This is a genomic window from Pseudomonas sp. App30 (assembly GCF_047947025.1).
Taxonomy (GTDB): Bacteria; Pseudomonadota; Gammaproteobacteria; order Pseudomonadales; family Pseudomonadaceae; genus Aquipseudomonas.
In genome coordinates, this window is sequence record NZ_CP133165.1 from 4,903,593 (window position 1) to 4,929,316 (window position 25,724).

At 63.9% G+C, this 25,724-nt stretch carries 23 protein-coding genes and 1 pseudogene; 16 read left to right on the forward strand and 8 right to left on the reverse strand.

The features are described from left to right. Window positions 1-44: 44 nt before the first annotated feature. The 3 genes from RAM80_RS22690 to gap all read right to left on the reverse strand — a co-directional run bounded on the left by RAM80_RS22690 (window position 45) and on the right by gap (window position 2,721). Complete coding sequence (locus RAM80_RS22690; protein ID WP_416427540.1) at window positions 45-947, reverse strand: FecR family protein; 903 nt, start codon at window positions 945-947, stop codon at window positions 45-47. Window positions 948-1,085: 138 nt separating this feature from the next. Then, window positions 1,086-1,601: an RNA polymerase sigma factor gene (locus tag RAM80_RS22695; protein WP_416422661.1), complete on the reverse strand. Its 516-nt coding sequence runs from the start codon at window positions 1,599-1,601 to the stop codon at window positions 1,086-1,088. A 118-nt stretch (window positions 1,602-1,719) separates the two neighbouring features. Then, window positions 1,720-2,721 (reverse strand): type I glyceraldehyde-3-phosphate dehydrogenase, encoded by a 1,002-nt coding sequence (gap, locus tag RAM80_RS22700; protein ID WP_416422662.1) that lies wholly within the window; start codon window positions 2,719-2,721, stop codon window positions 1,720-1,722. Window positions 2,722-3,000: 279 nt separating this feature from the next. On the opposite strand from gap, the gene edd reads away from it, so the two are divergent. The 12 genes from edd (at window position 3,001) to RAM80_RS22760 (ending at window position 17,074) form a co-directional block, all read left to right on the forward strand. Beyond that, entirely contained in the window at window positions 3,001-4,830 is a 1,830-nt protein-coding gene (gene edd, locus RAM80_RS22705; RefSeq protein WP_416422663.1) for a phosphogluconate dehydratase, read from the forward strand. After that, the gene (locus tag RAM80_RS22710) at window positions 4,827-5,783 is read left to right on the forward strand and encodes a glucokinase (RefSeq protein ID WP_416422664.1); all 957 of its coding nucleotides are present in this window, start codon (window positions 4,827-4,829) and stop codon (window positions 5,781-5,783) included. Before edd ends, RAM80_RS22710 begins: the two co-directional genes overlap by 4 nt. 63 nt (window positions 5,784-5,846) lie before the next feature. Further along, on the forward strand, window positions 5,847-6,566 hold the full coding sequence (locus RAM80_RS22715; RefSeq protein WP_416422665.1) for a response regulator: 720 nt from the start codon (window positions 5,847-5,849) through the stop codon (window positions 6,564-6,566). Window positions 6,567-6,597: 31 nt separating this feature from the next. Then, window positions 6,598-7,998, forward strand: a complete 1,401-nt coding sequence (locus tag RAM80_RS22720; RefSeq protein WP_416427541.1) for a sensor histidine kinase — start codon at window positions 6,598-6,600, stop codon at window positions 7,996-7,998. Window positions 7,999-8,318: 320 nt separating this feature from the next. After that, window positions 8,319-8,585, forward strand: coding sequence for a DUF3077 domain-containing protein (locus RAM80_RS22725; RefSeq protein WP_416422666.1), 267 nt, complete (start codon window positions 8,319-8,321; stop codon window positions 8,583-8,585). 295 nt (window positions 8,586-8,880) lie between these two features. Beyond that, window positions 8,881-10,146 carry an AGE family epimerase/isomerase gene (locus RAM80_RS22730; protein ID WP_416422667.1) on the forward strand — a complete coding sequence of 422 codons (1,266 nt, stop codon included), beginning with the start codon at window positions 8,881-8,883 and terminating at the stop codon, window positions 10,144-10,146. A gap of 106 nt (window positions 10,147-10,252) precedes the next feature. Beyond that, window positions 10,253-11,533: an ABC transporter substrate-binding protein gene (locus tag RAM80_RS22735; RefSeq protein WP_416422668.1), complete on the forward strand. Its 1,281-nt coding sequence runs from the start codon at window positions 10,253-10,255 to the stop codon at window positions 11,531-11,533. Window positions 11,534-11,634: 101 nt separating this feature from the next. Further along, window positions 11,635-12,543 (forward strand): carbohydrate ABC transporter permease, encoded by a 909-nt coding sequence (locus RAM80_RS22740; RefSeq protein WP_416422669.1) that lies wholly within the window; start codon window positions 11,635-11,637, stop codon window positions 12,541-12,543. After that, window positions 12,536-13,381: a carbohydrate ABC transporter permease gene (locus tag RAM80_RS22745; protein ID WP_416422670.1), complete on the forward strand. Its 846-nt coding sequence runs from the start codon at window positions 12,536-12,538 to the stop codon at window positions 13,379-13,381. The genes RAM80_RS22740 and RAM80_RS22745 overlap by 8 nt, the downstream gene beginning before the upstream one ends. A 4-nt stretch (window positions 13,382-13,385) precedes the next feature. Further along, a complete protein-coding gene (locus tag RAM80_RS22750) occupies window positions 13,386-14,546 on the forward strand; it encodes an ABC transporter ATP-binding protein (protein ID WP_416422671.1) in 1,161 nt (386 codons plus the stop codon). 100 nt (window positions 14,547-14,646) lie between these two features. Further along, complete coding sequence (locus RAM80_RS22755) at window positions 14,647-15,990, forward strand: carbohydrate porin (protein WP_416422672.1); 1,344 nt, start codon at window positions 14,647-14,649, stop codon at window positions 15,988-15,990. Between the two features lie 229 nt (window positions 15,991-16,219). Then, on the forward strand, window positions 16,220-17,074 hold the full coding sequence (locus RAM80_RS22760) for a D-hexose-6-phosphate mutarotase (protein ID WP_416422673.1): 855 nt from the start codon (window positions 16,220-16,222) through the stop codon (window positions 17,072-17,074). Between the two features lie 85 nt (window positions 17,075-17,159). Here the strand turns inward: RAM80_RS22760 and RAM80_RS22765 are convergent, their stop codons facing one another. After that, window positions 17,160-18,011, reverse strand: coding sequence for a MurR/RpiR family transcriptional regulator (locus RAM80_RS22765; RefSeq protein ID WP_416427542.1), 852 nt, complete (start codon window positions 18,009-18,011; stop codon window positions 17,160-17,162). A 213-nt stretch (window positions 18,012-18,224) separates the two neighbouring features. Here RAM80_RS22765 and zwf point away from each other — a divergent pair, with 213 nt between their 5' ends. Genes zwf through RAM80_RS22780 form a run of 3 tightly spaced genes read left to right on the forward strand, consistent with a single transcriptional unit; the run spans window position 18,225 to window position 21,089 of the window. Continuing rightward, entirely contained in the window at window positions 18,225-19,694 is a 1,470-nt protein-coding gene (gene zwf / locus RAM80_RS22770; RefSeq protein WP_416422674.1) for a glucose-6-phosphate dehydrogenase, read from the forward strand. Then, a complete protein-coding gene (gene pgl, locus RAM80_RS22775) occupies window positions 19,681-20,394 on the forward strand; it encodes a 6-phosphogluconolactonase (protein ID WP_416422675.1) in 714 nt (237 codons plus the stop codon). The genes zwf and pgl overlap by 14 nt, the downstream gene beginning before the upstream one ends. Window positions 20,395-20,411: 17 nt before the next feature. Then, window positions 20,412-21,089, forward strand: a complete 678-nt coding sequence (locus tag RAM80_RS22780) for a bifunctional 4-hydroxy-2-oxoglutarate aldolase/2-dehydro-3-deoxy-phosphogluconate aldolase (RefSeq protein ID WP_416422676.1) — start codon at window positions 20,412-20,414, stop codon at window positions 21,087-21,089. A gap of 98 nt (window positions 21,090-21,187) precedes the next feature. Here RAM80_RS22780 and RAM80_RS22785 read toward each other — a convergent pair. Continuing rightward, a pseudogene (locus tag RAM80_RS22785) lies at window positions 21,188-21,425 on the reverse strand (DUF3820 family protein). A 204-nt stretch (window positions 21,426-21,629) separates the two neighbouring features. Between RAM80_RS22785 and RAM80_RS22790 the strand changes: the two are divergent. Next, complete coding sequence (locus tag RAM80_RS22790; RefSeq protein ID WP_416422677.1) at window positions 21,630-22,085, forward strand: ferritin-like domain-containing protein; 456 nt, start codon at window positions 21,630-21,632, stop codon at window positions 22,083-22,085. A 78-nt stretch (window positions 22,086-22,163) separates the two neighbouring features. Here RAM80_RS22790 and RAM80_RS22795 read toward each other — a convergent pair whose 3' ends face one another. From RAM80_RS22795 to RAM80_RS22805, 3 genes are all read right to left on the reverse strand, one after another. After that, a complete protein-coding gene (locus RAM80_RS22795) occupies window positions 22,164-23,669 on the reverse strand; it encodes a diguanylate cyclase (protein ID WP_416422678.1) in 1,506 nt (501 codons plus the stop codon). Between the two features lie 241 nt (window positions 23,670-23,910). After that, complete coding sequence (locus RAM80_RS22800) at window positions 23,911-25,257, reverse strand: OprD family porin (protein ID WP_416422679.1); 1,347 nt, start codon at window positions 25,255-25,257, stop codon at window positions 23,911-23,913. Between the two features lie 205 nt (window positions 25,258-25,462). Further along, the gene (locus RAM80_RS22805; protein ID WP_416422680.1) at window positions 25,463-25,684 is read right to left on the reverse strand and encodes a hypothetical protein; all 222 of its coding nucleotides are present in this window, start codon (window positions 25,682-25,684) and stop codon (window positions 25,463-25,465) included. Window positions 25,685-25,724 lie beyond the last annotated feature (40 nt).

A 25,724-nucleotide genomic window follows, 5' to 3' on the forward strand; every position in this document is an offset into this window, starting at 1 on the left:
TGGGCCTCAACAACTCGCTGGCAAGCCAGCTCCCACAAGGGGGGTCAGTTCAGAATCACAAGGGCGGGATATTCGCTCACCGACGCCGAGGTGATGTGCGCCAGGGAGCGCACCACGTCCAGCGGGTTTTCCAGGCGGTAGTTGCCGGTGACTTCCACCTTGGCCAGGCGCTCGTTGGTGTTGACGATCCACCCCGGGTAATACCGGCGCAGTTCGTCCAGCACCTGGCTCAACGGGCAGTTCTCGAACACCAGGCGGCCCTGCACCCAGGCCAGGTCTTTCTGCGCGTCCAGGTGCTGGCGCTGGCCAAAGCCCTTGGGCCCTACGCGGATGCTGTCGCCGGCGCTCAGGCGCACGTGGGCGTCGTCCTCACTGAGCAGGTCGACGTTGCCGCGCTGCACCTGCACCTGGGCCACGCCGTCCAGCAGGCGCACGGCGAAGTCGGTGTCGCGCATGCTCGCGCGCACCGGGCCGGCCTGCAGTTGCAGGGGTTGCTGGCGGTTGCCGGCGACCTGGAAGAAGGCCTCGCCCTGGTACAGGCGCGCCTCGCGGCGGTGCTGGTCGATGTCCGAGGAGAACGCCGTGTTGGTGTTGAGCAGCACCTTGGAGCCGTCGTCGAGTTGCAGGCGCTGGCGTTCGCCCACCACGGTCAGGTGGTCAGCCTCCAGGCGCAGCGGCAGGTTGGTGAAGCTGAACACCCCCATCAGGATCACCGCCGCCGCAGCCATGGGCTTGAAGAATGGGCGCAGGCGCGTGCGCCACGAGCGCGCGGTGGCCGTCTGCAACTGTTGGGCGGCCTGGTTCACCGCCGTGCCATTCCACACGGCGCTGGCACGGGCGAACGCCTGGGCGTTGGCGGGCGTGGCGGCCAGCCATTGCTCGAAGGCCAGGCGCTCGTCGGCGCTGGCGCAGTCCAGGCGTATCAGCCAGTCCAGTGCCTGGTCCATGGCGCTGTCGTCGGGTTCGGTCACTCGGGTTCCTCGGGCGGCGAGTTCATGGCGGCGGTAAGGGGCAAAGCTTACCAAAGAGTCGGAGCCTGTGCGGTGAACGTCGTGTCACTTCAGAGGCGTCCTACGGCGCGTCTGTCAGACGTCCATGCGTTGCGCCACGCCAACGCAGATGGCCATGATCAGTTTCAGTTCCTTCTGCACCGTGCTGGCGGAGACGTCCAGTTCGCCGGCGATCTCCAGGTAGCTGCAGCCGTGCAGGCGGCTGAGGATGAAAATGCGTTGTTGGCGGGCCGTCAGCTGGCTCAGGCTGGTATTGAGGCGCATCAGCAGTTGCTCGGCATGGGCGGCTTCCTCCGGGGTGCTCTGGCAGGCGGCCACGTTGTGCACCACGTCGCTGGGCACGTCTTCGAGCAGGGTGCGTTCCTGCACGCGGCGCGCGCGCAGGTGGTCCAGCGCCAGGTTGCGCGCGGTCTGGAAGACAAAGGGTTCAAGGTGCTCGATGGCGCGCTCGCCCAAGGCGCGCGTCACCCGCAGGTAGGTTTCCTGCAGCAGGTCTTCGGCGGTGCTGGGGTTGTCGACCATGCGCTGCAGGGTGCGCAGCAGGCTGAGGCGCTGGGCCAGGAAGACGGAATTGAAGTGTGACTGACTCACGGCGGTACCGGACCAGGAAGGTGTTAATGATAATGCTTATCATCTATGCCGTTGGTCAAGTGTTTCCGTGTAACAACATTCCGTAGCCGCTGCCCAGGCAGCGGCTACGGGGCGCGCGTTATTGCGCGTTCCACAGCGCCAGGCAGTTATCCAGCATGCGGTTGCTGAAGCCCCACTCGTTATCGTACCAAGCCATGACTTTCAGCATCTTGCCGGCAACCTTGGTGTGATTGGCGTCGAAGATCGACGAAAGCGGGTTGTGGTTGAAGTCGCAGGACACCAGCGGCAGGGTGTTGTAGCCCAGGATCTTCGAATGCTGGGCCGCTTCTTTCATCAACGCATTGACCTCGTCCGCGCTAGTCTCGCGGGACAGGTTCAGGGTCAGGTCCACCAGCGACACGTTGATCACCGGCACGCGCACGGCCATGCCGGTCAGCTTGCCGGCCAGTTCTGGCAGCACCAGGCCCACGGCTTCGGCGGCGCCGGTCTTGCTGGGGATCATCGACTGGGTGGCCGAACGCGCCCGGAACGGGTCGCTGTGGTACATGTCGGTCAGCACCTGGTCGTTGGTGTAGGCGTGGATGGTAGTCATCAGGCCTTGCTCGATGCCCAGTTCGCGGTGCAGCACCTGGGCCACCGGGGCCAGGCAGTTGGTGGTGCACGAGGCGTTGGAGATGATCTGGTGCGAGGCGCGCAGCACGTCATGGTTCACGCCGTACACCACGGTGGCGTCCACGCCTTTGGCGGGGGCCGAGATGATCACCTTGCGGGCGCCGGCGCTGATGTGCGCGGCGGCCTTGGCGCGGTCGGTGAACAGGCCGGTGCATTCGAATACCACGTCGACGCGCTCGGCTTTCCACGGCAGGTCGGCCGGGTTGCGGATGGCGCTGACGGCAATACGGTCACCATTGACGGTGATGCTTTCCTGGTCCGATTCCACCGTGGCATCGAAGGCGCCGTGCACGCTGTCGAACTTCAGCAGGTGGGCGTTCATGGCGCTGTCACCCAGGTCGTTGATGGCGACGACCTGCAGGTCCTGGCGGTAGCCTTGGGTATACAGTGCGCGAAGCACGTTGCGGCCGATGCGGCCAAAACCGTTGATGGCAATGCGAAGAGTCATGTCGGTACCTGCGTTCAGATTGTGTGGGGCGCCCTATAGATGTGAAGCCAAGGAGCCGCAGAACGTTCACAGAATCTGTTTTGTTATTGGAATTACAAGATTATTCGCAAAAAAATAGAAAACAAGCCTTTTTGATGGCAATATTTTGTCTTATCTACAACGAGTGACCGGCGCGGCTGTTCCTGTTGATCAAAAGCAAGCCTGTGCGACGAGCCTGGGCGGCGAATGGGATAATGGGAAGGAGTGCAGCGGTTGCCCCCATAGCCTGGAGTTCTTCACATGCATCCCCGTGTTCTAGAGGTTACCCAACGGCTGATTGATCGCAGCCGCGCGACGCGCGAGCGTTACCTGCAACTGATCCGCGGGGCTGCCAGCGATGGCCCGATGCGTGCCAAGCTGCAATGTGCCAACTTTGCCCACGGCGTGGCGGGGTGCGGCACCGAGGACAAGAACGCGCTGCGGATGATGAACTCCGCCAACGTGGCCATCGTGTCGTCGTATAACGACATGCTCTCGGCGCACCAGCCCTACGAGACCTACCCCGAGCAGCTCAAGCAGGCCCTGCGCGAGATCGGCTCGGTGGGCCAGTTCGCCGGCGGCGTGCCGGCCATGTGCGACGGCGTCACCCAGGGTGAGCCGGGCATGGAGCTGGGCATTGCCAGCCGCGAAGTGATCGCCATGTCCACCGCCGTGGCGCTGTCGCACAACATGTTCGACGCCGCGCTGATGCTGGGCATCTGCGACAAGATCGTCCCGGGCCTGATGATGGGCGCGCTGCGCTTTGGCCACCTGCCGATGATCTTCGTGCCGGGCGGGCCGATGCCGTCGGGCATTTCCAACAAGGAAAAAGCCGACGTGCGGCAGCGTTACGCCGAGGGCAAGGCCAGCCGCGAAGAGCTGCTGGAGTCGGAGATGAAGTCCTACCACAGCCCTGGCACCTGCACCTTCTACGGCACCGCCAACACCAACCAGCTGCTGATGGAAGTGATGGGCCTGCACCTGCCGGGCGCCTCCTTCGTCAACCCCAACACGCCGCTGCGTGACGCCCTCACCGTGGAAGCGGCGCACCAGGTCACGCGCATGACCAAGGCCAGCGGCGCCAGCTTCATGCCCATTGGCGAGATCGTCGACGAGAAGTCGCTGGTCAACTCCATCGTTGCCCTGCACGCCACCGGCGGCTCCACCAACCACACCCTGCACATGCCGGCGATCGCCATGGCGGCGGGCATCATTCTCACCTGGCAGGACATGGCCGACCTCTCCGAGGTGGTGCCGACCCTGTCCCACGTGTACCCGAACGGCAAGGCCGACATCAACCACTTCCAGGCCGCCGGCGGCATGTCGTTCCTGGTGCGTGAGCTGCTGGCCGCCGGCCTGTTGCACGAAGACGTCAACACCGTGGCCGGCCATGGCCTCAGCCGCTACACCCAGGAACCGTTCCTGGACAACGGCAAGCTGGTATGGCGCGAAGGCCCGGCCAACAGCCTCGACGAGAACATCCTGCGCCCGGTGGCCCGTGCGTTCTCGCCCGAAGGCGGCCTGCGGGTGATGGAAGGCAACCTGGGCCGTGGCGTGATGAAAGTCTCCGCCGTGGCCCCCGAGCACCAGATCGTCGAAGCCCCGGCGCGGGTGTTCGAAGACCAGCAGGACCTGGCCGACGCCTTCAAGGCCGGCGAGCTGGAGCGTGATTTTGTCGCAGTGATGCGCTTCCAGGGCCCGCGTTCCAATGGCATGCCCGAATTGCACAAAATGACCCCGTTCCTCGGCGTTCTGCAGGATCGCGGCTTCAAAGTGGCCCTGGTCACCGACGGGCGCATGTCCGGTGCCTCGGGCAAAATCCCGGCCGCCATCCACGTGTGCCCGGAAGCCTTCGACGGCGGCGCGCTGGCCAAGGTGCGCGACGGTGATATCATCCGCGTGGATGGCGTCAAGGGCACCCTTGAGGTGCTGATGGATGCCAGCGAATTTGCCGCGCGCACCCCCGCCGTGGGCCAACTGGCCAACGCGGTGGGCTGTGGTCGCGAGCTGTTCGGTTTCATGCGACTGGCCTTCAGCTCGGCGGAGCAGGGCGCCAGCGCCTTCACGTCCGGCCTGGAGATTCTCAAATGAAGCTCGCCCTTGTTGGCGATATTGGCGGTACCAACGCACGCTTTGCGTTGTGGGAAGACAACAACCTGCACTCGGTGCGGGTGTTCCCTACCGCGGACTACACCAGCCCCGAGCAGGCCATCGGCGTGTACCTCAAGGACCTGGGCCACGAGCGCGGGGCCATTGGCGCCGTGTGCCTGGCCGTGGCCGGGCCGGTCAGCGGTGACGAATTCCGCTTCACCAACAGCCACTGGCGCCTGAGCCGCAAGGCCTTCTGCGAGACGCTTGCGGTTGAGCACCTGCTGCTGATCAACGACTTCACCGCCATGGCCCTGGGCATGACCCGCCTGGAAGACGGCGAGTTCAAGACCGTGTGCCCCGGCACCCCCGACCCTGAGCGCGCCGCCGTAGTCATCGGCCCGGGCACCGGGCTGGGCGTGGGCACCCTGCTGAACCTGGGCGAGCAGCGCTACATGGCCCTGCCTGGCGAGGGCGGCCATGTCGACCTGCCGGTGGGCAACGCCCGCGAAGCACAGCTGCGCCAGCACATCCAGGACGAGATCGGCCATGTCAGCGCCGAGACCATCCTCAGTGGTGGCGGCCTGCTGCGCCTGTACCAGGCGGTGTGCGCGGTCGACGGCCATGCAGCGACCCTGGCCACCCCTGCGGCCATCACCTCGGCGGCGCTGGCCGGCGAGCCGGTGGCGCTGGCGGTGATCGAGCAGTTCTGCCGCTTCCTGGGCCGCGTGGCCGGCAACAACGTGCTCACCGTCGGCGGTCGCGGCGGCGTGTACATCGTCGGTGGCGTGATCCCGCGGTTCATCGAGCTGTTCCTGGCCAGTGGCTTCGCCGACAGCTTCGCCGACAAGGGTTGCATGAGCGAATACTTCCAGGGCATTCCCGTCTGGGTTGTGACCGCCGAGTTCTCGGGGCTGATTGGCGCCGGTGTGGCCTTGCAGCAAGCACGGGGGTAGGCGTTTAATCTGCGTTTATTGATCGGGCGTCTCGACCCGACGCTGGACACAAGGACGCAGCACGTGACCACTGCCGGCAAAACGATCCTCCTGGTCGACGACGACCAGGAAATCCGCGAACTGTTGGACACCTACCTCACCCGTGCCGGCTTCACCGTGCGCACCACGGGTGACGGCCAGCAATTTCGCCAGGCCTTGAACGAGGCCCCGGCGGACCTGGCTATCCTCGATGTCATGCTCCCCGACGAAGACGGCTTCAGCCTGTGCCGCTGGGTGCGCCAGCACCCGCGTCAGGCGCAGATGCCGATCATCATGCTCACCGCCAGCTCCGACGAGGCCGACCGGGTCATCGGCTTGGAACTGGGCGCCGACGACTACCTGGGCAAACCGTTCAGCCCGCGCGAGCTGCAGGCGCGCATCAAGGCCCTGCTGCGCCGCGCGCAGTTCGGCCAGGAGCGCGGCGGCGAAGTGGTAGCGTTCGACGACTGGCGCCTGGACATGATCAGCCACCGGCTGTTCCACACCGACGGCGAGGAAGTGTTCCTCTCGGGCGCCGATTTCGCCCTGCTCAAGCTGTTCCTCGACAACCCCCAGCAGATTCTCGACCGCGACACCATTGGCAACGCCACCCGTGGCCGCGACCTGATGCCCCTGGACCGCATCGTCGACATGGCCGTGAGCCGCCTGCGCCAGCGCCTGCGCGACACCGACAAACCGCCCCGGCTGATTCGCACCGTGCGCGGCAGTGGCTACCTGCTGGCGGCCAACGTTGTCACGGCTTAAGCGCCTGGTGCCGCGCTCGCTGCTGGGGCGCATGCTGCTGCTGACCCTGCTGGTGGTGCTGCTGGCGCAGGGGCTGTCGAGCCTGATCTGGGTCTCGCAGCTGCGTGCCACCCAGCTCGAAGGCCTGGTCACCAGCGCGCGCAGCCTGGCCCATTCCATGTCGGCCAGCGTCAGCTATTTCCGCTCGCTGCCACTGGCCTACCGGCCCATGGTGCTGGACCAGCTGCGCAGCATGGGCGGCACACGCTTCGTGGTGTCGCTCAACGACCGCCCGCTGGACATGCGCGTGCTGCCCGCCACCCAGCGCAAGACTGCGGTCATCGACGCCGTCGATGAGGTGCTGCACGAAAGCCTGGGCTCGCAGATGGACATTTCCGTGCAGTTCGTCAGCCCCCAGGACCTGCGCATCTTCAACAGCGGCCTGGCCCTGGACGAGCTGCCGCGCTCGTGGGCGCACTATTCCCTGACCCTGGAACCGGTGAACCCGCCGGTGCTGGTGACGCAGATCCGCCTGGGCGAGGGTGAGTGGCTGTACATCGCCTCGCTGCTGCCCGAGCCCTACACCAGCCTTGAGGAGGAAGGCCTGCCGGCCCAGCAGTGGTGGTTCATTTTGCTCACCAGCTCGTTCCTGCTGCTGTTCATCGGCCTGCTGGTGCACTGGCAGAGCCGCCCGCTCAAGCGCCTGGCCCGCGCCGCCCGGGAGCTGTCCCTGGGCGCCGAGCCCGAGGAGCCGGAAGTGGAGGGCGGCGGCAGCGAAGTCATCGAAGTGAGCCGCGCCTTCACCGCCATGCGCGGGCGCATCAGCCGCTACCTGACCGAGCGCAGCCAGCTGTTCAGCGCCATCTCCCACGACCTGCGCACGCCCATCACGCGCCTGCGCCTGCGCGTGGAACTGCTGGAAGACGACCCCTTGGCCGCCAAGTTCACCCGTGACCTGGACGAACTGGAGCTGCTGGTCAAAGGCGCCCTGCAGTGCGTGAAAGACACCGACATCCACGAGAACATCGAACCGGTGGACCTCAACCATGTGCTTGACTGCCTGATCGAGCCCTTCGTGGCCCCCGAAGGCAACGGCCGCGTGACCCTGCACGGCGGCGCGTGGAAGGCCTACCCGGGCAAGCCGCTGGCGCTGAAGCGCTGCATGGGCAACCTGATCGACAACGCCCTCAAATACGGCGAACGGGCGCACCTGCACGTGGAAGACAACGCCCGGGCCTTCATCCTCCACGTCGACGACGAAGGCCCGGGCGTGCCGGCGCAGCGCCTGGAGAAAGTGTTCGAACCGCACTTCCGCCTGTCCGGCAACCAGCATGGCTATGGGCTGGGGTTGGGCATTGCGCGCAACATCGCGCACAGCCACGGCGGCGAAGTGAGCCTGCAGAACCTGCCCGAGCGGGGGTTGCGGGTAACCCTCTACCTGCCCCGCACCTAACCCGTAGCCGCTGCCGCAGGCTGCGCTGGCCCTATGCCCCAAGGGAAATCTCCAGGGTTCACGCCGGCCAGCGCAGCCTGGCGGCAGCGGCTACGGGACGTCGCCTGCCCACCCAATCGGTTGACCTGCACCACCGCCATCCCTATCCTCTGGCCCGTCACGGCACATCCGTGATGGGGTTTGACGGCTCCGATTCATCACTAAGAAACACCGCATGCCGCGTTTAGTGGCGGCTGCGCGTGGGGCACCTTCGCGTGCGCCGGGTTTCTTGGTAACCGGGCCGTGTGGGTGATCAATTGATCAATCACAGAGAACAAACCATGCAAGATGATGAAACCCTGCTTACCCAACATCTCCCTTTCTGCCCAGGCGCCGACGGCGCTCCGCTGTTCAGCGTGCAACCGGGTGTGCCCATCCATCTGGCACTGGCCCAGGCGAGCGTGTTCTTCGGCTGCGCCGAGCGCCTGTCGGCCGAGAATTGTGACGCTGACCTGCAGTTGAGCCGATCCCTTGGGGTGGTTACCGCGCAGTTGGTGCCGATGGGTAGGGCGTTGGTTGATGCCTCGATCACCAGCGTCGAGCGCTGACATGTAGCCGCTGCCGCAGGCTGCGCTGGCCCTATGCCCCGCTGGAGATCTCCAGGGTTCACGCCGGCCAGCGCAGCCTGGCGGCAGCGGCTACGGTGCGCCGTCTGCGAGCGCCGTTTGCACGGCGCGACCCGGCCTTGCGGCCGGTGCTACAGGTACCGGCGCCAAACCTGTAGCACCGGCCGTTAGGCCGGGTCGTGCGGCCGCCGCATAACCCTGTGACATTTGGTTACCCGCCCCGCGCCATCCGTTGTTTAGACTCACTCCACCACAATAAAAAAACCAAGGCACTCCCATGGACAGGCTGCACCTGGACTTCAACAGCTGGCTCAACACCCCCGCCCATCACCACTGGCTGGCCGCCGAAGGCCTGCGTTTGCTGGACTTTGCCCGCGCTTCGCGGCTGCCCGAAGGCTTCGGCCACCTGGATGAACGCGGCTGGCTGCCCGATGCGCCGGCGCAAACGCTGATCACCGCCCGCATGACCCACAGCTTCGCCCTGGGCGCCCTGCAAGGCCTGCCCGGCTGTGCGCCGCTGGTGGACCACGGCCTGGCCGCGTTGAACGGTTGCCTGCGCGACGCCGACCAGGGCGGCTGGTACGCCGTGGCCCACGCCGCCGACGGCGACCTGGGCAAGGCCGCCTACCTGCACGCGTTCGTGGCCCTGGCCGCCAGCAGCGCGGTGGCGGCAGGCAGGCCCGGCGCCCAGGCGCTGCTGGACGAGGCCGTGGAGGTGATCCACACGCGGTTCTGGCACGAGGAGGAGGGCGCCATGCGCGAGTCCTTCGACCGCATCTGGAGCCGCGAGGAGGCCTACCGCGGCGCCAACAGCAACATGCACAGCGTCGAGGCGTTCCTCGCCCTGGCCGACGCCACCCACGACCCGCGCTGGCTGGAACGCGCCCTGCGGATTGCCGAGCGGGTGATTCACCAGCACGCGGCGCACAACCAGTACCGGGTGATCGAGCATTTCCACCCCGGCTGGGAAGCCGACCTTGAGTACAACCACGCCCGTCCCGACGACCCCTTCCGCCCCTACGGCAGCACCCCGGGGCATGCCTTCGAATGGGCGCGGCTGTTGCTGCACCTGGAAGCCGCGCTGCTGGACGCCGTGCGCCCGGCGCCCACCTGGCTGCTGACCGACGCCCGCGGGCTGTTCGCGCAGGCCTGCCGCACCGCCTGGCACGTCGATGGCGCGCCGGGGCTGGTGTACACCCTGGACTGGCAGGACCAGCCGGTGGTGCGCCAGCGCATGCACTGGGTCACCTGCGAGGCCATCGCCGCCTCGGCTGCGCTGCTGCGGCGCACCGGCGAGCACGGCTTTGAACAGTGGTACCGGGATTTCTGGGAGTTCGCCGCCGAGCACCTGCTGGACCGCGTGCACGGCAGCTGGCACCACGAACTGGACGAACACAACCGCCCTGGCGCCAAGGTCTGGGCCGGCAAGCCCGACCTGTACCATGCGTTGCAGGCCGTGCTGTTGCCGCGCCTGCCGCTGGCGCCCAGTCTGGCCTGCAGCCTGGCAAAAGTGGGCGGGCAGCACATTGTCACCGGCTGGTGACAATTGTGCATCGCTTCGTTACCTGGCGTACTAACTACCCTGTTTACACTCCATCGCAGCGCAAGCATCAGACTTGCAATGCATAACAACAAAAAAAGGGAATCCGATGAACGCGATCAATCGCCTCGCCGCTGTCATTTCGCTTGCCACCCTGTTTCCTTTCGCCGCCCACGCTGCCGATTCCAAAGGCACCGTGGAAGTAGTGCACTGGTGGACCTCCGGGGGTGAAGCCAAGGCTGTGGGTGTCTTGAAACAACTGGTCGAGAAAGACGGCTACACCTGGCAAGACAGCGCTGTCGCCGGTGGTGGTGGCGCCGCCGCCATGACCGTGCTGAAAACCCGTGCGGTGTCGGGCAACCCGCCGTCTGCCGCGCAGATCAAGGGCCCGGACATTCAGGAATGGGCTTCCCTGGGCCTGCTGACCAACGTCGACGACGTGGCCAAGGCCAACAACTGGGACAAGCTGCTGTCCAAAACTGTCTCCGACACCATGAAATACGAAGGCCACTACGTGGCCGTGCCGGTGAACATCCACCGCGTCAACTGGCTGTGGGTGAACCCGGAAGCCTTCAAGAAGGCCGGCATCGCCAAGGCCCCCACCACCCTGGAAGAACTCTACGCCGCCGGCGACAAGCTCAAGGCCGCAGGCATCATCCCGATCGCCCACGGTGGCCAGCCGTGGCAGGACAGCACCGTATTCGAAGACATGGTGCTGAGCATCATGGGCGCCGACGGCTTCAAGAAAGCCTTCATCGACCAGGACGAGGCCACCCTCACTGGCGCGCAGATGACCAAGGTGTTCACCGAGCTGAAGAAACTCAAGGGCTACATGGACCCTGACGGCGCGGGTCAGGACTGGAACCTGGAAGCGGCCAAGGTCATCAGCGGCAAGGCCGGCATGCAGATCATGGGCGACTGGGCCAAGAGCGAGTGGAGCGCGGCAGGCAAGAAAGCCGGCAGCGACTACGAGTGTGTGCCGTTCCCGGGTACCCAGGGCAGCTACACCTACAACATCGACTCCCTGGCCATGTTCAAGCTGGCCAAGAAGAACGACACCCCCGGCAACAACGCTGCGCGTGACGACCTGGCCAAGGTCGCCCTGGAGCCCGAATTCCAGTACGTGTTCAACCAGAACAAAGGCTCGATCCCGGTGCGCAATGACCTGGACATGAGCAAGTTCGACAGCTGTGGCCAGGCCTCGGCCAAGGACTTCGCCGAAGCCGACAAGGCCGGCAAGCTGGAACCGAGCATGGCGCACAACATGGCTACCTCGCTGGCAGTACAGGGCGCGATCTTCGACGTTGTCACCAACTTCATGAGTGACAAGAACGCCGATCCGGCCAAGGCCGCCAAGCAACTGTATGCGGGCATCTCGTCGGCCAAGTAACACCGACGGATAACGCGTCCGATACCTGCGCCGGGGTTCCCCCTCCCCATCCCCCGGCGCAGGGATTCGGTGCCGATTGACCTTTACCCTGGATGTTCCCGATGAGCTCTGTGGCTGTGTTCAGCAAGGCCTCGCCGTTCGACGCGCTGCAACGCTGGTTACCCAAAGTGGTGCTGGCGCCTAGCATGCTGCTCGTGCTGGTCGGTTTCTATGGCTATATCTTCTGGACCTTTTTGCTGTCCTTCACCAATTCCACCTTCATGCCGACGTACAGCTTCGTCGGCCTGCAGCAATACGCGCGCCTGCTCGACAACGACCGTTGGTGGGTGGCGAGCAAGAACCTGGCGGTGTTCGGTGGCTTGTTCATCGCCATCAGCCTGGTGCTGGGGGTGTTCCTGGCGGTGCTGCTGGACCAGCGCATCCGCCGCGAAGGCTTCCTGCGCACCATCTACCTGTACCCCATGGCGCTGTCGATGATCGTCACCGGCACCGCCTGGAAATGGCTGCTCAACCCCGGCCTGGGCCTGGACAAGATGCTGCGCGACTGGGGCTGGGAAGGCTTCCGCCTGGACTGGCTGATTGACCAGGACCGCGTGGTGTACTGCCTGGTGATTGCCGCGGTATGGCAGGCCTCGGGCTTTGTCATGGCGCTGTTCCTGGCGGGTCTGCGCGGGGTCGACCAGTCGATCATCCGTGCTGCCCAGGTGGACGGCGCGAGCCTGCCCACCATCTACCTGAAGATCGTGTTGCCCAGCCTGCGGCCGGTGTTCTTCAGCGCCTTCATGATCCTGGCGCACATCGCCATCAAGAGCTTCGACCTGGTAGCGGCCATGACCGCGGGCGGCCCGGGCTACAGCTCGGACCTGCCGGCCATGTTCATGTATTCGTTCACCTTCAGCCGTGGCCAGATGGGCATCGGCTCGGCCAGCGCCATGCTGATGCTGGGCGCGATCCTGGCGATCCTGGTGCCGTACCTGTATTCGGAATTGAGGACCAAGCGCCATGACTAATGCCTATGGCAAATCCTCGCTCAGTTTCAGCCGCGTGGCCATCTACGCCACGCTGATCCTGGCGGCCGCCGTGTACCTGGTGCCGCTGGTGGTGATGCTGCTGACCAGCTTCAAGACCCCTGACGACATCCGCACCGGCAACCTGCTGAGCCTGCCCGAGGTGTTCACCGGCATCGGCTGGCTGAAGGCCTGGGACATCGTCGGCGGGTTCTTCTGGAACTCGGTGAAGATCACCGTGCCGGCCGTGCTGATCTCCACCTTCATCGGTGCCATGAACGGCTACGTGCTGTCCATGTGGCGTTTCCGCGGCTCGCAGCTGTTCTTCGGCCTGCTGCTGTTCGGCTGCTTCCTGCCGTTCCAGACCGTGCTGTTGCCGGCTTCGTTCACCCTGGGCAAGTTCGGCCTGGCCAACACAACCACCGGTCTTGTGATCGTCCACGTTGTATATGGGCTGGCTTTTACTACGCTGTTCTTCCGTAACTACTACGTCAGCGTGCCGGATGCGCTGGTCAAGGCGGCGCGACTGGACGGCGCGGGGTTCTTCACCATCTTCAACAAGATCCTGCTGCCCATGTCGATCCCGATCATCATGGTCTGCTTGATCTGGCAGTTCACCCAGATCTGGAACGACTTCCTGTTCGGCGTGGTGTTCGCCAGTGGCGACTCGCAGCCGATCACCGTGGCGCTGAACAACCTGGTGAACACCAGCACCGGTGCCAAGGAATACAACGTAGACATGGCCGCGGCAATGATCGCCGGCCTTCCAACACTGCTGGTGTACATCATGGCCGGCAAGTATTTCCTGCGTGGGCTCACCGCCGGCGCGGTCAAGGGGTAGAAACATGGCAACGCTAGAACTGCGCAATGTAATCAAGACGTATGGCGCCGGCCTGCCGGACACCTTGAAAGATATCCAGCTGAAGATCGATTCCGGCGAGTTCCTGATCCTGGTGGGGCCGTCGGGTTGCGGCAAGTCCACGCTGATGAACTGCATCGCGGGCCTTGAAAGCATCAGCGGTGGCGCGATCCTGGTGGACAACGCCGACATCAGCGGCATGAGCCCCAAGGACCGCGACATCGCCATGGTGTTCCAGTCGTACGCGCTGTACCCGACCATGACCGTGCGCGAGAACATCGCCTTCGGCCTGAAGATTCGCAAGATGTCGGCCGAGGCCATCGACGAGGAAGTGGCGCGGGTGTCCAAGCTGCTGCAGATCGAGCACCTGCTCAACCGCAAGCCGGGCCAGCTGTCCGGCGGCCAGCAGCAGCGCGTGGCCATGGGCCGGGCGCTGGCGCGGCGGCCCAAGATCTACCTGTTCGACGAGCCGCTGTCCAACCTCGACGCCAAGCTGCGGGTGGAGATGCGCACCGAAATCAAACTGATGCACCAGCGCCTGAAGACCACCACGGTGTACGTGACCCACGACCAGATCGAGGCCATGACCCTGGGTGACAAGGTGGCGGTGATGAAGGACGGCATCATCCAGCAGTTCGGCACGCCCAAGGAAATCTACAACGACCCGGCCAACCTGTTCGTGGCCAGCTTCATCGGCTCGCCGCCGATGAACTTCATTCCCCTGCGCCTGCAGCGCAAGGACGGCCGCCTGCAGGCGCTGCTGGACAGCGGCCAGGCGCGCTGCGAGCTGCCGCTGGCGATGAACGATGCGGGCCTTGAGGACCGCGAAGTGATCCTGGGCATGCGCCCCGAGCAGATCGTGCTGGCCGGCACCGAGGCCAATGGCCTGCCGACCATTCGTGCCGAGGTGCAGATCACCGAGCCGACCGGCCCCGACACCCTGGTGTTCGTCACGCTCAACGGCACCAAGGTCTGCTGCCGCCTGGCCCCGGACGTGGCGCCACAGGTGGGGGAAACACTGAATCTGCAATTCGATCCGGCCAAGGTGTTGTTGTTCGACGCCAAGACCGGCGAGCGCCTGGGGGCGGTGGGGCGTGCACAAGCACCCGTGGCGGGCGACAACGTCGCCCAGTTCAAGGGCCGCTGAATTCGTGCCGGGCGGCCTGTCGCCCGGTAACACCGATTTACACCGCGTTTAATCAACAGCCAATAACAATAAGACGAGGAAGCAAGGGATGAAAAAGCGCATGAATACCAAGTTGGCACGCAATCGTTTGTTGCAGATTTCAGTGCTCAGCGCACTGGGTCTGGCCACCAGCGCCCATGCGTACGACGCCTTCGACCCTGAATCGCCATGGATGCTCGGCGACTGGGGTGGCGAACGTACGGAGCTGATGAAAAAGGGCTATGACTTCACCCTGGAGTACGTGGGCGAAGCCGGCAGCAACCTGGGGGGCGGCTACGACAAGCACGTCACCGCGCGCTACAGCGACCAGTTCGCGCTGGGCGTGGACATGGACCTGAACAAGATCCTCGGCTGGCAGGACGCCGAGTTCAAGCTGACCGTCACCGAGCGTAGCGGCCGCAACATTTCCAACGACCGTATCGGCGACCCGCGCGCCGGCACCCTCAGCTCGTCCCAGGAAGTGTGGGGCCGGGGCCAGACCTGGCGCCTGACCCAGATGTGGTACAAGCAGAAGTTCTTCGACGGTGCGTTGGACGTCAAGGTCGGCCGCTTCGGCCCGGGCGAGGACTTCAACAGCTTCCCGTGCGACTTCCAGAACCTGACCTTCTGCGGCTCGCAGGTGGGTAACTGGGTGGGTGGCATCTGGTACAACTGGCCGGTCAGCCAGTGGGCCGGCCGCATCAAGTACAACATCACCCCCGAGTGGTACGCGCAGGTGGGTGCGTTCAACCAGAACCCGTCGAACCTGGACCGCAACAACGGCTTCAAGCTCAACGGCAGCGGCACCAAGGGCACCCTGTTGCCGGTGGAGTTGGTGTGGACCCCGCAGGTCAACGGCCTGCCAGGCGAATACCGCCTGGGTTACTACTACAGCAGCGCCAACGCCGACGACGTCTATGAAGGCGCCGACGGCCAGCCACAACCTGTCTCGGGCACCTACAAGGAGCACAACGGCAAGCACGGCTGGTGGATCGTGGCGCAGCAGCAACTCACCACCCACAACGGTGATGCCAGCCGCGGCCTGAACGTGTTCGCCAACTTCACCGTGCACGACAAGGCCACCAACTACATCGACAACTACCAGCAGGTAGGCCTGGTGTACAAAGGCCCGTTCGATGCACGTCCCAAGGATGACATCGGCGTGGGCATCGGCCGCATTCACGTCAACGACGACGCCCAGGCCCGTGCGCGCCTGGTCAACCAGCTGAGCGGCATCGAAGACTACGACAACCCGGGCTACCTGCCGGTGCAGAGCACCGAGTACGACGCCGAGATCTACTACGGCTTCCACGTCACCAACTGGCTGACCGTGCGCCCGAACCTGCAGTACATCAAGCACCCAGGCGGTGTGGATGAAGTGCAGAACGCGGTGGTGGCTGGCCTGAAACTGCAAACCAAGTTCTAACCGCGTAACGGTGGCCGCTGCTGCACCCGTAGCAGCGGCCACCAGGCCGCGTCACGACCACCGCGTTGCCCCAGGACGCGGCCGGCGGCCGCTGCCACGAGTATCGTGTGAGACCATGCGGCAAAAAGCTCGGCGAAAATTCGGTGTATATCGGTAAGATAGCGCTACCTCTAACAATATCAGCCGTACCCAGGTGAGCTTTCACGCCGTGTCCAGGATTTCTACTGTCATGCACGACCACCCGCTCCAGCGCTTCTTCAAATCGCAGCGGCCCCGGCCTACCTTCGAATGGGAGCGTTTTCAGCAACGTGACGTGCTGGTCATCGACCATCCCAAGTGCCAGGCGGTGTTCAGCCGCCAGGGTGCGCAACTCCTGCATTTCCGCCCCCAGGGGCAGAAGCCGTGGCTGTGGTGCTCGGCCCACTGGCCCCAGGCCGGCGCCATTCGTGGCGGCGTGCCGGTGTGCTGGCCGTGGTACGGCCGCCATCCCAGCGAAGGCATGTGGCCGGCCCATGGCTGGGGGCGCCTGGTGGATTGGAAGCTGCACGCCAGCAGCGAGGACGAGGAGGGCGTGACCCTGCACTGGCGCCTGCTGCTGTGCGACTGGCAGGTGGACCTGCACGCCCGCCTGGGCGACCAGATGGAGCTGCGCCTGAGCACTGAGCACCAGGACAGCGAGCCCTGCCAGCTGAGCCACGCGTTGCTGGCCTACTGGCGCATCGGCGATGTGAACGAGGTGAGCCTGGCGGGGCTGGAAGGCGTGCAGAGCTACGACAAGCTCAGCCGCAAGACCACCACCCACAAGGGCGAACTGGAAGTGACCGGCGCCTGCCAGCGAGTGTTCAGCGGCGCCAACCAGGTGCAGCTGCAGGACCGCGCCTGGGCGCGCAAGCTGGCGATTCATACCGCCGACAGCGACGACACCGTGGTGTGGCACCCCGGTTCACGGCCGCTGATGGGCGTGGCGGGCAATGAAAGCCAGGGTTTCCTGTGCGTGGAAGCCACCAGCGGCAGCCAGGACAACCTCAGCCTGGCGCCCGGCGAGAAAGCCCACATCAGCCTGCAGGCTCGCCTGCTCAACTAACGTAGCAGCTGTCTTGTGGGAGCTGGCTTGCCAGCGAGCTTTTAGGGCCTCAACAGCTCGCTGGCAAGCCAGCTCCCACACCCGGTTACTCATCCATGGGATAGCGGCTAGCGTTCAGGCTTTCCTTGATCTTGCGCAAATGCGGCTGGAAGTCCGCGCCGCGACGAAGGGTCATGCCGGTGGCCAGTACATCGAGTACGGTTAACTGAATGATCCGCGAAGTCATCGGCATATAGATGTCGGTGTCTTCGGGCAGCGGAATGTGCACGCTCATGCTGCAGGCCTTGGCCAGGGGCGAGTCCTTGGCGGTCAGGCCCAGCACCGAGGCGCCGTTCTCCCGCGCCACGCGGGCCACCTCCACCAGCTCGCGGGTGCGGCCGGTGTAGGAAATAATCACGAACAGTTCACCGGTGTGCGCCACCGAGGCCAGCATCCGCTGCATCAGCACATCGGCATGGGCCGACACGGCCAGGTTGAAACGGAAAAACTTGTGCTGGGCGTCCAGCGCCACCGGCGCCGAGGCGCCCAGGCCAAAGAAGTGGATCTGCCGGGCCTGGATCAACATGTCCACGGCGCGGCTAATCAGCTGCGGATCCAGTTGCTGGCAGGCACTGTCCAATGATGCAATGGCGCTGCCAAAAATCTTCTGGGTGTACGCGGCCGGATCGTCGTCGGCTTCCACGGCGCGGCTGACATAGGCAGCGCCGCTGGCCAGGCTCTGGGCCAATTGCAATTTCAGCTCGGGGTAGCCGCTGACGCCGAACGAACGGCAGAACCGGTTGACCGTCGGTTCGCTGACCGAGGCGGCCTGGGCCAGCGCGGCAATGCTGAAGCGGGTGGCTTGCTGGGGGTTGAGCAGGATGACTTCGGCGACCTTGCGTTCAGCCTTGTTCAGCTCTTCGAGGCGGCTCTGGATCTGCTCCAGGAGATTGCGCACGCGGTCCATGTTATGTCCTTGGGTCGAGGATGCAGCCAGTACAGCTGTCTGGCGCGGCTGTATTCACGGGTGGCCTATCGTACTGAGGGCTAGGTGCGATCACCACTCGAATCTGATCTACCGGGAAAATGTTGTGTTTATTACTACATTTTCCCTTGAATGGTGCCTTGAAAAAAGGTATTTCTAGTCTAACTTGATAAAAGAACAAACATCATGCCTTCGACTTCCGTAGAACCCTGCACTTTTGCCTTGTTCGGCGCCCTGGGCGACCTGGCACTGCGCAAGCTGTTCCCGGCGCTCTACCAGCTTGATCGAGCCGAACTGCTGCACGCTGACACCCGCATCCTGGCGCTTGCCCGTGAGCCGGGTACGCCGCAGCAGCACCTGGCCAATATCGAGGAACACCTGCGCCTGTTCGTTGCCAAGGCACAGATCGAGCCAGAAACCCTGGACCGCTTCCTGGCCCGGGTGACCTACGTGCATGTCGATTTCATGAATGAGGCTGACTACGTCAACCTCGCCGAACAGGTAGGGCCCAGCGAGCAGCTGATCGCCTACTTCGCTACCCCCGCGGCCGTGTACGGCGCCATCTGCGAGAACCTGCACAAGGTCGGCCTGGCCGACCGTGCCCGCGCGGTGCTGGAAAAGCCCATTGGCCACGACCTGGTGTCGTCGCGCCGGGTGAACGACGCCGTGGCGCAGTTCTTCCCCGAGAACCGCATCTACCGTATCGACCACTACCTGGGCAAGGAAACGGTGCAGAACCTGATTGCCCTGCGGTTCGCCAACAGCCTGTTCGAAACCCAGTGGAACCAGAACTACATTTCCCACGTGGAAATCACCGTGGCTGAGGAAGTCGGCATCGAAGGCCGTTGGGGCTACTTCGACAAGGCCGGCCAGCTGCGCGACATGATCCAGAACCACCTGCTGCAGCTGCTGTGCCTGATCGCCATGGACCCGCCTGCCGACCTGTCGGCCGACAGCATTCGCGACGAAAAGGTAAAAGTGCTCAAGGCCCTGGCGCCGATCAGCGCCGAAGGCCTGACCACCCAGGTGGTGCGTGGCCAATACATCGCTGGCTACAGCCAGGGCAAGCCCGTGCCGGGCTACCTGGAAGAAGAGAATTCCAACACCCAGAGCGACACCGAGACGTTCGTCGCCCTGCGTGCCGACATCCGCAACTGGCGCTGGGCCGGCGTGCCGTTCTACCTGCGTACCGGCAAGCGCATGCCCCAGAAGCTGTCGCAGATCGTCATCCACTTCAAGGAACCGCAGCACTACATCTTCGCCCCCGAGCAGCGCCTGCAGATCAGCAACAAGCTGATCATCCGCCTGCAGCCGGACGAAGGCATTTCCTTGCGCGTGATGACCAAGGAGCAGGGCCTGGACAAAGGCATGCAACTGCGCAGCGGGCCGTTGCAACTGAACTTCTCCGACACCTACCGCAGCGCGCGCATCCCCGATGCCTACGAGCGGTTGTTGCTGGAGGTGATGCAGGGCAATCAGAACCTGTTTGTCCGTAAAGATGAAATCGAATATGCGTGGAAATGGTGCGACCAGTTGATCGCCGGCTGGAAAAAGTCCGGTGATGCGCCCAAGCCGTACGCGGCGGGCTCCTGGGGGCCGATGAGCTCCATCGCACTGATTACCCGCGATGGGAGGTCCTGGTATGGCGATATCTGAACTCAAACTGCCAAGCGAAGTGGTTCCACGTGACTTCGCCAGTGCAGCGCTGCTGGCCGAAGGCCTGGCAGCCCATGTGGCCGAACAACTGCGCGGCGCCATCGAGCGCCAGGGTGTCGCTACCCTGGTGGTCTCCGGCGGCCGCAGCCCGGTGATGTTCTTCCAGTGCCTGGCGCGCCAGGCACTGGACTGGTCGAAAGTGGTCATCAGCCTGGCTGACGAGCGCTGGGTGCCGGTGGAACACGCCGACAGCAACGCCGGCCTGCTCAAGCGCTACCTGCTGGTAGGCGCGGTGGCCAAGGCGCGTTTCGTCAGCCTGTACAACCCGGCCCAGAACCTGGAGCTGGCGGCGCAGGAAACCGACTCGCTGTTGGCCGAGCTGCCGGCGATCGACGTGCTGGTGCTGGGCATGGGCGACGACGGCCACACGGCCTCGCTGTTCCCCAACAGCCCGAACCTGGCCGAGGCGCTGGAGCCTGCCGGCAGCCGTCGCTGCCTGCCGATGCTGGCGCCGACCGTGCCGCACCAGCGCCTGACCATGAGCCGTGCCCTGCTGGCCAGCGCCCGCTACACCGCGCTGTCGCTGCAAGGGGCGGGCAAATTGAACACGTTGCGCGACGCGCTGGCGGGCGACGACGTTGCCCAGATGCCGGTGCGCGCGTTCCTACACTCCCCACTGGATATCTACTGGTGCCCCTGAGCCAAGGATCAGCCGCTATGACGACACTCGAAAAACAACAACTGGTGCAAAACCGCATGGCGGATAAAGTCGCCCTGATCGACAAGCTGGCCGCCAAGGCGAAGATTCTTCCGGTGATTACCATCGCCCGTGAAGAAGACATTCTGCCGTTGGCGGACGCCTTGGCGGCCGGTGGCCTGACTGCACTGGAAGTGACCCTGCGCTCGGAGCTGGGCCTGAAGGCCATCCAGATCCTGCGCCAGGAACGCCCCGAGTTGATCGTCGGCGCGGGCACCGTGCTGGACCGCCACATGCTGGCCGCCACCGAAGCTGCCGGTTCGCAGTTCACCGTGACCCCGGGCGTGACCCAGGACATGCTCGAAGCCGGCGTTGAAAGCCCGCTGCCGCTGCTGCCGGGTATCAGCAGCCCGTCGGAGCTGATGATGGGCTACGCCCTGGGCTACCGCCGCTTCAAGCTGTTCCCGGCGGAAGTCAGCGGCGGCGTGGCGGCCATCAAGGCCTTCGGCGGCCCGTTCCCGTCGGTGCGCTTCTGCCCGACTGGCGGCGTAGGCCCGGCGAACCTGAAAAACTACATGGCCCAGCCCAACGTGATGTGCGTGGGTGGTTCGTGGATGCTGGAAAGCGCCTGGATCAAGAACCGCGATTGGGCACGCATCCAGGAGTGCACCGCCGAGGCGCTGGCCCTGTTCGACTGAATTTGTTGCTTGCTGTTGATTGTTTTACGGCTTTGGGGGGCGCTTGGTCGGCGCCCCCTTTTTTTTGCCTACGTTTTTTACCTGCGTTTTTTGCCCGATCAGTGCTTCGGCGCAGGGCGGTTGTGTTTCTTGCGCAAGGGCTCCAGCAGGTCGCTCAGGCCGTTGTGGTCAATTTCCTGCATCAGCGCCAACAGGCCCGCCCAATTCCCCTTTGGGAAAGCCTTCGCGGGCGAACCAGTTCAGGTAGGGCCCGGGCAAGTCGGCGATGATGCGCCCCTTGTATTTGCCGAAGGGCATTTCACGGGTAATCAATAATTCAAGTTTTTCCGGGTTCATGGATGGTAAATACCGGGGTGCAAAACAACGGTGAACAGAGTTGCATTCTGCATGAAGGCCAACGGCTGTTTCATGCAGAACGCGGTGTGGTGTCAATTCTGTAAAATCATAACTCGTTGAATTTAAACGATTTAATTAAATAAAAAAGATGGCACGAAGTCTGCGATATACCTCTGTAACCTTTCAACCCAGAGGGAATCGAAAATGTCTAATCCAACCAAAGAAGTTATCTCGGTACTCAACGACCTGATTCAGACCAGCAAGGATGGCCAGGAAGGTTTCAAGACCTGTGCGGAAGATATCAAGAATCCTGAGCTGAAGGCATTGTTCGTCAAGCGTTCCCAGGAATGCGCCCAGGCCGCAGGCGAACTGCAACAGGAAGTTCGTGCGCTGGGTGGTGATCCCGAAGACTCCACCAGCGTGGCCGGCGACCTGCACCGCCGCTGGGTGGACGTGAAGTCGGTGTTCACTGGCAAGGACGAAGAAGCAGTGCTCAATGAAGCCGAGCGGGGTGAAGACCACGCCATCAAGGCGTACAAGGAAGCCCTGGCCAAGCCGCTGCCGGCCAATGTGTATGCCATCGTCGAACGTCAGTTCCACGGTGTGCAGCGCAACCATGACCAGGTCAAGGCGCTGCGCAATATCGCACGCGCCAGCTGATACCTGAGCAGCCCCCGAACGCCGGCCCCGTGCCGGCGTTTTTTTGCACCTGTAGCAGCGGCCGCAGGCCGCGTCCCCTCAGGCGACCGCCTTCTCGCAGAAGCCCACCTGGTTGCGGCCATTGGCCTTGGCCTGGTACAGCGCCAGGTCTGCCGCCGCCAGCAGGTCCTCCAGCTTCATGCCCGCCCGCGTGCGCCGGGTGCCCACGCCAATACTGACGGTCACCGGCTGGTCGTCGTCGGCGAACGGCGCCTGGCCCTCGATGGCGTTGCGGATGGTCTCGGCGATGATCAGCGCGCCATTGAGGTCGGTTTCCGCCAGCACCACCATGAACTCCTCGCCGCCGTAGCGCGCCGCCAGATCCGCGGGGCGGCGCACGCAGCCATGAATCACCTTGGCTACCCGTCGCAGGGCCTCGTCGCCACCGGGGTGGCCGTGGCGTTCATTGAAGGCCTTGAAGTGGTCGACATCGATCATCAACACCGACATGGGCTTGCCGCTGCGTTGTGAGCGTGCCCACTCGGTGCGCAGCGCGCGGTCCAGGCTGCGGCGGTTGGCCAGGCCCGTGAGGCTGTCGGTGGAGGCCAGGGTGGCCAGTTCGCGCTCGGCGCTGAGCCGCCGGCGCAGTTCGCGGCCCATCATCAGGCACAGCCACAGCAGCGCCAGGCACAGGGCTGCGGTAGCGGTGCCGACGAACAGCGCCGTGCGCCGCCACGAGGCGTAGACCTCTTCGGTGGACAGGGCGACGATCACCACCATGGGCAGTTGCCCCACCTTGGCGAAGATGTACAGGCGCTCCTTGTGGTCGAAGCTGGAGATGGAGACGAAGCTGCCGTTGCGCTCGCGCACCACGCGCTTGAAGTTGGGGCGCTGGCTGAAGTCCTGGCCGATCAGGTCCTGGCCAGGCACTTCCGGCTCGCGGGCCAGGAACAGCCCTTGCTCGCTGATCAGGTTGACGCTGCTGTCACGGCCGATGGTCAGGCGCTTGAACAGCTCGGCGAAGTAGTCCAGGCGCAGGGCGCCGGAGGCCACCCCGAGGAACTCGCCGCTGGGCGAGGAGATACGCCGGGCGAAGCTGATGCACCAGCCCAGGTTGCCGATGCGATCATGGAAGGGGTCGCTGATCTGCAGGCCGGCGTCGGGGTGGTCGCGCAGGTACTGGAAGTTGGGGCGGTCGCTGAAGTTGGCCTTGCGTGGCGGGTAGGCGCGCGAGTCGGCGACGATATCGCCCTGTGGCCCCAGCCACAGGATATCACCGCGGTAGGGGCCGGTAATGGCGGCGTCGAACAGCACCCGGTGCCGCAGGCTCTGCGGAATGCGTTGGTAGTCGGGATGCTGCGAGGCCTCGATCAGGCCCTTGAGTGACAGGTCGTAGAGTTCGACGTTGCGCTGCACGTCGATGTTGATCAGCTGCACGATGTTGTTCGCCGCCCGTGCGGCATCCCGTTCGGCGTTGGTATGTTCACGGGCCAGCAGGAACGTGACGATGGCAATGATGGCCAGGATCGTCAGCCCGCAGCCAATGTTCAGGTACCGCAGCGGGGCGCGGAGTTGCGGCCGCGAGGGTGGGTGGGAATGGCGCAAGATGGCGAACTCTGATCGGGTTTGTCGCCACGAACACGGGCGTGGGGCGCGCAAAGCGGCGGTATTCTAGGGGTGTGTATCAGAGCGGACAACCCGTCCGGCAGGATGATGGCAATTTGCCAGATGAACGGTTTGACTGAACAGTCAGACAATTTTCCTGATTTCTCAAGCCTTTCCGAGGTTTAGGCAGGAAACAAAAAGCCGGCATCAAGTGCCGGCTTTTTTATGAACAAACGTTTGATTAGAAGATGTTGATCGGGTAGTCGACGATTACGCGGTATTCGTCGGCGTTGTGGTCCACGGTCTTGTAGCCGTCGCCGCCACGGTTGGTGGCCCAGCGCAGGCGCACGCCCAGGTTCTTGGCCGGGCCTTCCTGCACCACGTACTTGAGATCGACGTCGCGTTCCCAGTGCTTGGCGTCCTTGCCGTCGGCGTTGTAGTAGTTGTAGCCCGAGTCCGCGTCCTGGGTAGCCTTGGTCAGGTCCATGGTGCCGCGGGTGTAGGACACTGCCGAGGTCAGGCCTGGCAGGCCCCAGCCGACGAAGTCATAGGCGTATTGCAGCTTCCAGGATTTCTCGCCCGGGGCGTTGAAGTCCGAGTACTGCTGCGAGTTGTCGAGGAAGATGCTGTCGCCGTCCTGGATATAGTCGAACGGCGTGTTGCCGTTGACCTTCTGCATCGACGCGGTCACCGTCTGGTGGCCCACGGTCACGCCCAGGTGCAGGCTGAAGGTGTTGTTGTCGATCGGGCCCAGCAGGGCCTGGCCGCTGTCTTCGGTGTGGTAGTAGTGGAAGCCGGGGTTCAGGCTGACCAGGTCATTGAGCGCCCAGGTGTAGTCCAGGTCGTAGTAGTACTGGTTCCAGATGTCCTTGAGCTGCGAGGCGTACAGGCTGGTGGTCACGCCCGGCAGGCCGGTGTAGGTGCCGCCGGCCCAGTCCATGTGCTTGCTTTCCTTGCCATCGGGCAGGGTGCCGTAGTAGGTGCCGATGCGGCCATTGCCGCTCTGGTTGAACAGCTTGTCGAAGCTGACCTGGCCCGCGTCCAGGGTCAGGTGGTCGATGCTGGTGTTGGTGGCCTCGAAACCGCGGAAGGTCATGGGCAGCATCCGGGTGGAGCCGCCGGCGATCACCGGGTTGTTGAGGAACAGGTCACCGGCACGGACGATGGTGTTGAACGCGCGCATTTTCACCGCGCCACCGGCCGAGGAGAACGAGCCTGGGGCGTCGCTGTACAGGTTGCCTTCCTTGTTGGTCGGCGACGTCGGCAGGATACTCGAGCCGCTGGTGCCGCCACCGCCGTCCAGTTTCAGGCCGAGCATGGCGTTGGCGTCGATACCGAAGCCCACGGTGCCTTCGGTGAAGCCCGACTGGAAGATGCCGATGAAGCCCTGGCCCCACTCCTTGCTGTCATTCTGGCCGTTGTGCCGATCATGGTTGAAGTAGTAGTTCTTCAAGTCCAGGGTCAGGCTGGAGCCGGCGATGAAGCCGTCCTGGTTGTTGGCCGCGGGGGCGTCGTCAGCGAACGCGGTACCGGACATCGTTGCAGCCAATGCAACGAACAAAGGGCTGAAGCGGAAAGTGGATTTCACTGTTTCTAAACTCCTTGGTAAATGTTTTTTAACTTTGGCAGTTGTTATTTTCATCAGCTCAGTTTTTTGTTGTGGGTAAAATCACGCGTAACTCTGTGTTTTCGCAAGACGAAAAAAAAGCCGCTGAAAGCAGCGGCTTTAAGATCAATCGCTTGGACAACCATCATCTAAGCAACGTCGAGGGAAAAGGGGTTCAATTCCAATTTCAGCTGTCCTTGGCGTCGCTCTGAGGCTTTACAGCCTGCGCCTGCTGAATATTCTGATGTTGCTGGGCCTTGAGCGCCACGGCCTCTTGATGCTGTTCGAAGTTGGCTTGAATAGCCGCGTTCCGCGCCGCGAAGGCTGGCGATTCTTCTGCCATGGCCAGCGGGGACAACATCAGGGAAGACAGGATAATAGCGCCGGCAATACCCAATGATTTGGACATTTTGGAAAACCTTCTTGCGTCTGCAAGTTCGTTGGTGTGC

Bases quoted from the DNA above. Each gene is read 5' to 3' on its own strand.
- RAM80_RS22760 (WP_416422673.1), top strand. From the start codon at position 16,220: ATGCACGACCACCCGCTCCAGCGCTTCTTCAAATCGCAGCGGCCCCGG.
- RAM80_RS22740 (WP_416422669.1), top strand. From the start codon at position 11,635: ATGAGCTCTGTGGCTGTGTTCAGCAAGGCCTCGCCGTTCGACGCGCTG.
- RAM80_RS22745 (WP_416422670.1), top strand. From the start codon at position 12,536: ATGACTAATGCCTATGGCAAATCCTCGCTCAGTTTCAGCCGCGTGGCC.
- RAM80_RS22720 (WP_416427541.1), top strand. From the start codon at position 6,598: ATGCTGCTGCTGACCCTGCTGGTGGTGCTGCTGGCGCAGGGGCTGTCG.
- pgl (WP_416422675.1), top strand. From the start codon at position 19,681: ATGGCGATATCTGAACTCAAACTGCCAAGCGAAGTGGTTCCACGTGAC.
- RAM80_RS22725 (WP_416422666.1), top strand. From the start codon at position 8,319: ATGCAAGATGATGAAACCCTGCTTACCCAACATCTCCCTTTCTGCCCA.
- RAM80_RS22710 (WP_416422664.1), top strand. From the start codon at position 4,827: ATGAAGCTCGCCCTTGTTGGCGATATTGGCGGTACCAACGCACGCTTT.
- RAM80_RS22755 (WP_416422672.1), top strand. From the start codon at position 14,647: ATGAATACCAAGTTGGCACGCAATCGTTTGTTGCAGATTTCAGTGCTC.
- RAM80_RS22730 (WP_416422667.1), top strand. From the start codon at position 8,881: ATGGACAGGCTGCACCTGGACTTCAACAGCTGGCTCAACACCCCCGCC.
- gap (WP_416422662.1), bottom strand. From the start codon at position 2,721: ATGACTCTTCGCATTGCCATCAACGGTTTTGGCCGCATCGGCCGCAAC.
- RAM80_RS22780 (WP_416422676.1), top strand. From the start codon at position 20,412: ATGACGACACTCGAAAAACAACAACTGGTGCAAAACCGCATGGCGGAT.
- RAM80_RS22805 (WP_416422680.1), bottom strand. From the start codon at position 25,684: ATGTCCAAATCATTGGGTATTGCCGGCGCTATTATCCTGTCTTCCCTG.
- RAM80_RS22735 (WP_416422668.1), top strand. From the start codon at position 10,253: ATGAACGCGATCAATCGCCTCGCCGCTGTCATTTCGCTTGCCACCCTG.
- RAM80_RS22750 (WP_416422671.1), top strand. From the start codon at position 13,386: ATGGCAACGCTAGAACTGCGCAATGTAATCAAGACGTATGGCGCCGGC.
- edd (WP_416422663.1), top strand. From the start codon at position 3,001: ATGCATCCCCGTGTTCTAGAGGTTACCCAACGGCTGATTGATCGCAGC.
- RAM80_RS22790 (WP_416422677.1), top strand. From the start codon at position 21,630: ATGTCTAATCCAACCAAAGAAGTTATCTCGGTACTCAACGACCTGATT.
- zwf (WP_416422674.1), top strand. From the start codon at position 18,225: ATGCCTTCGACTTCCGTAGAACCCTGCACTTTTGCCTTGTTCGGCGCC.
- RAM80_RS22690 (WP_416427540.1), bottom strand. From the start codon at position 947: ATGGACCAGGCACTGGACTGGCTGATACGCCTGGACTGCGCCAGCGCC.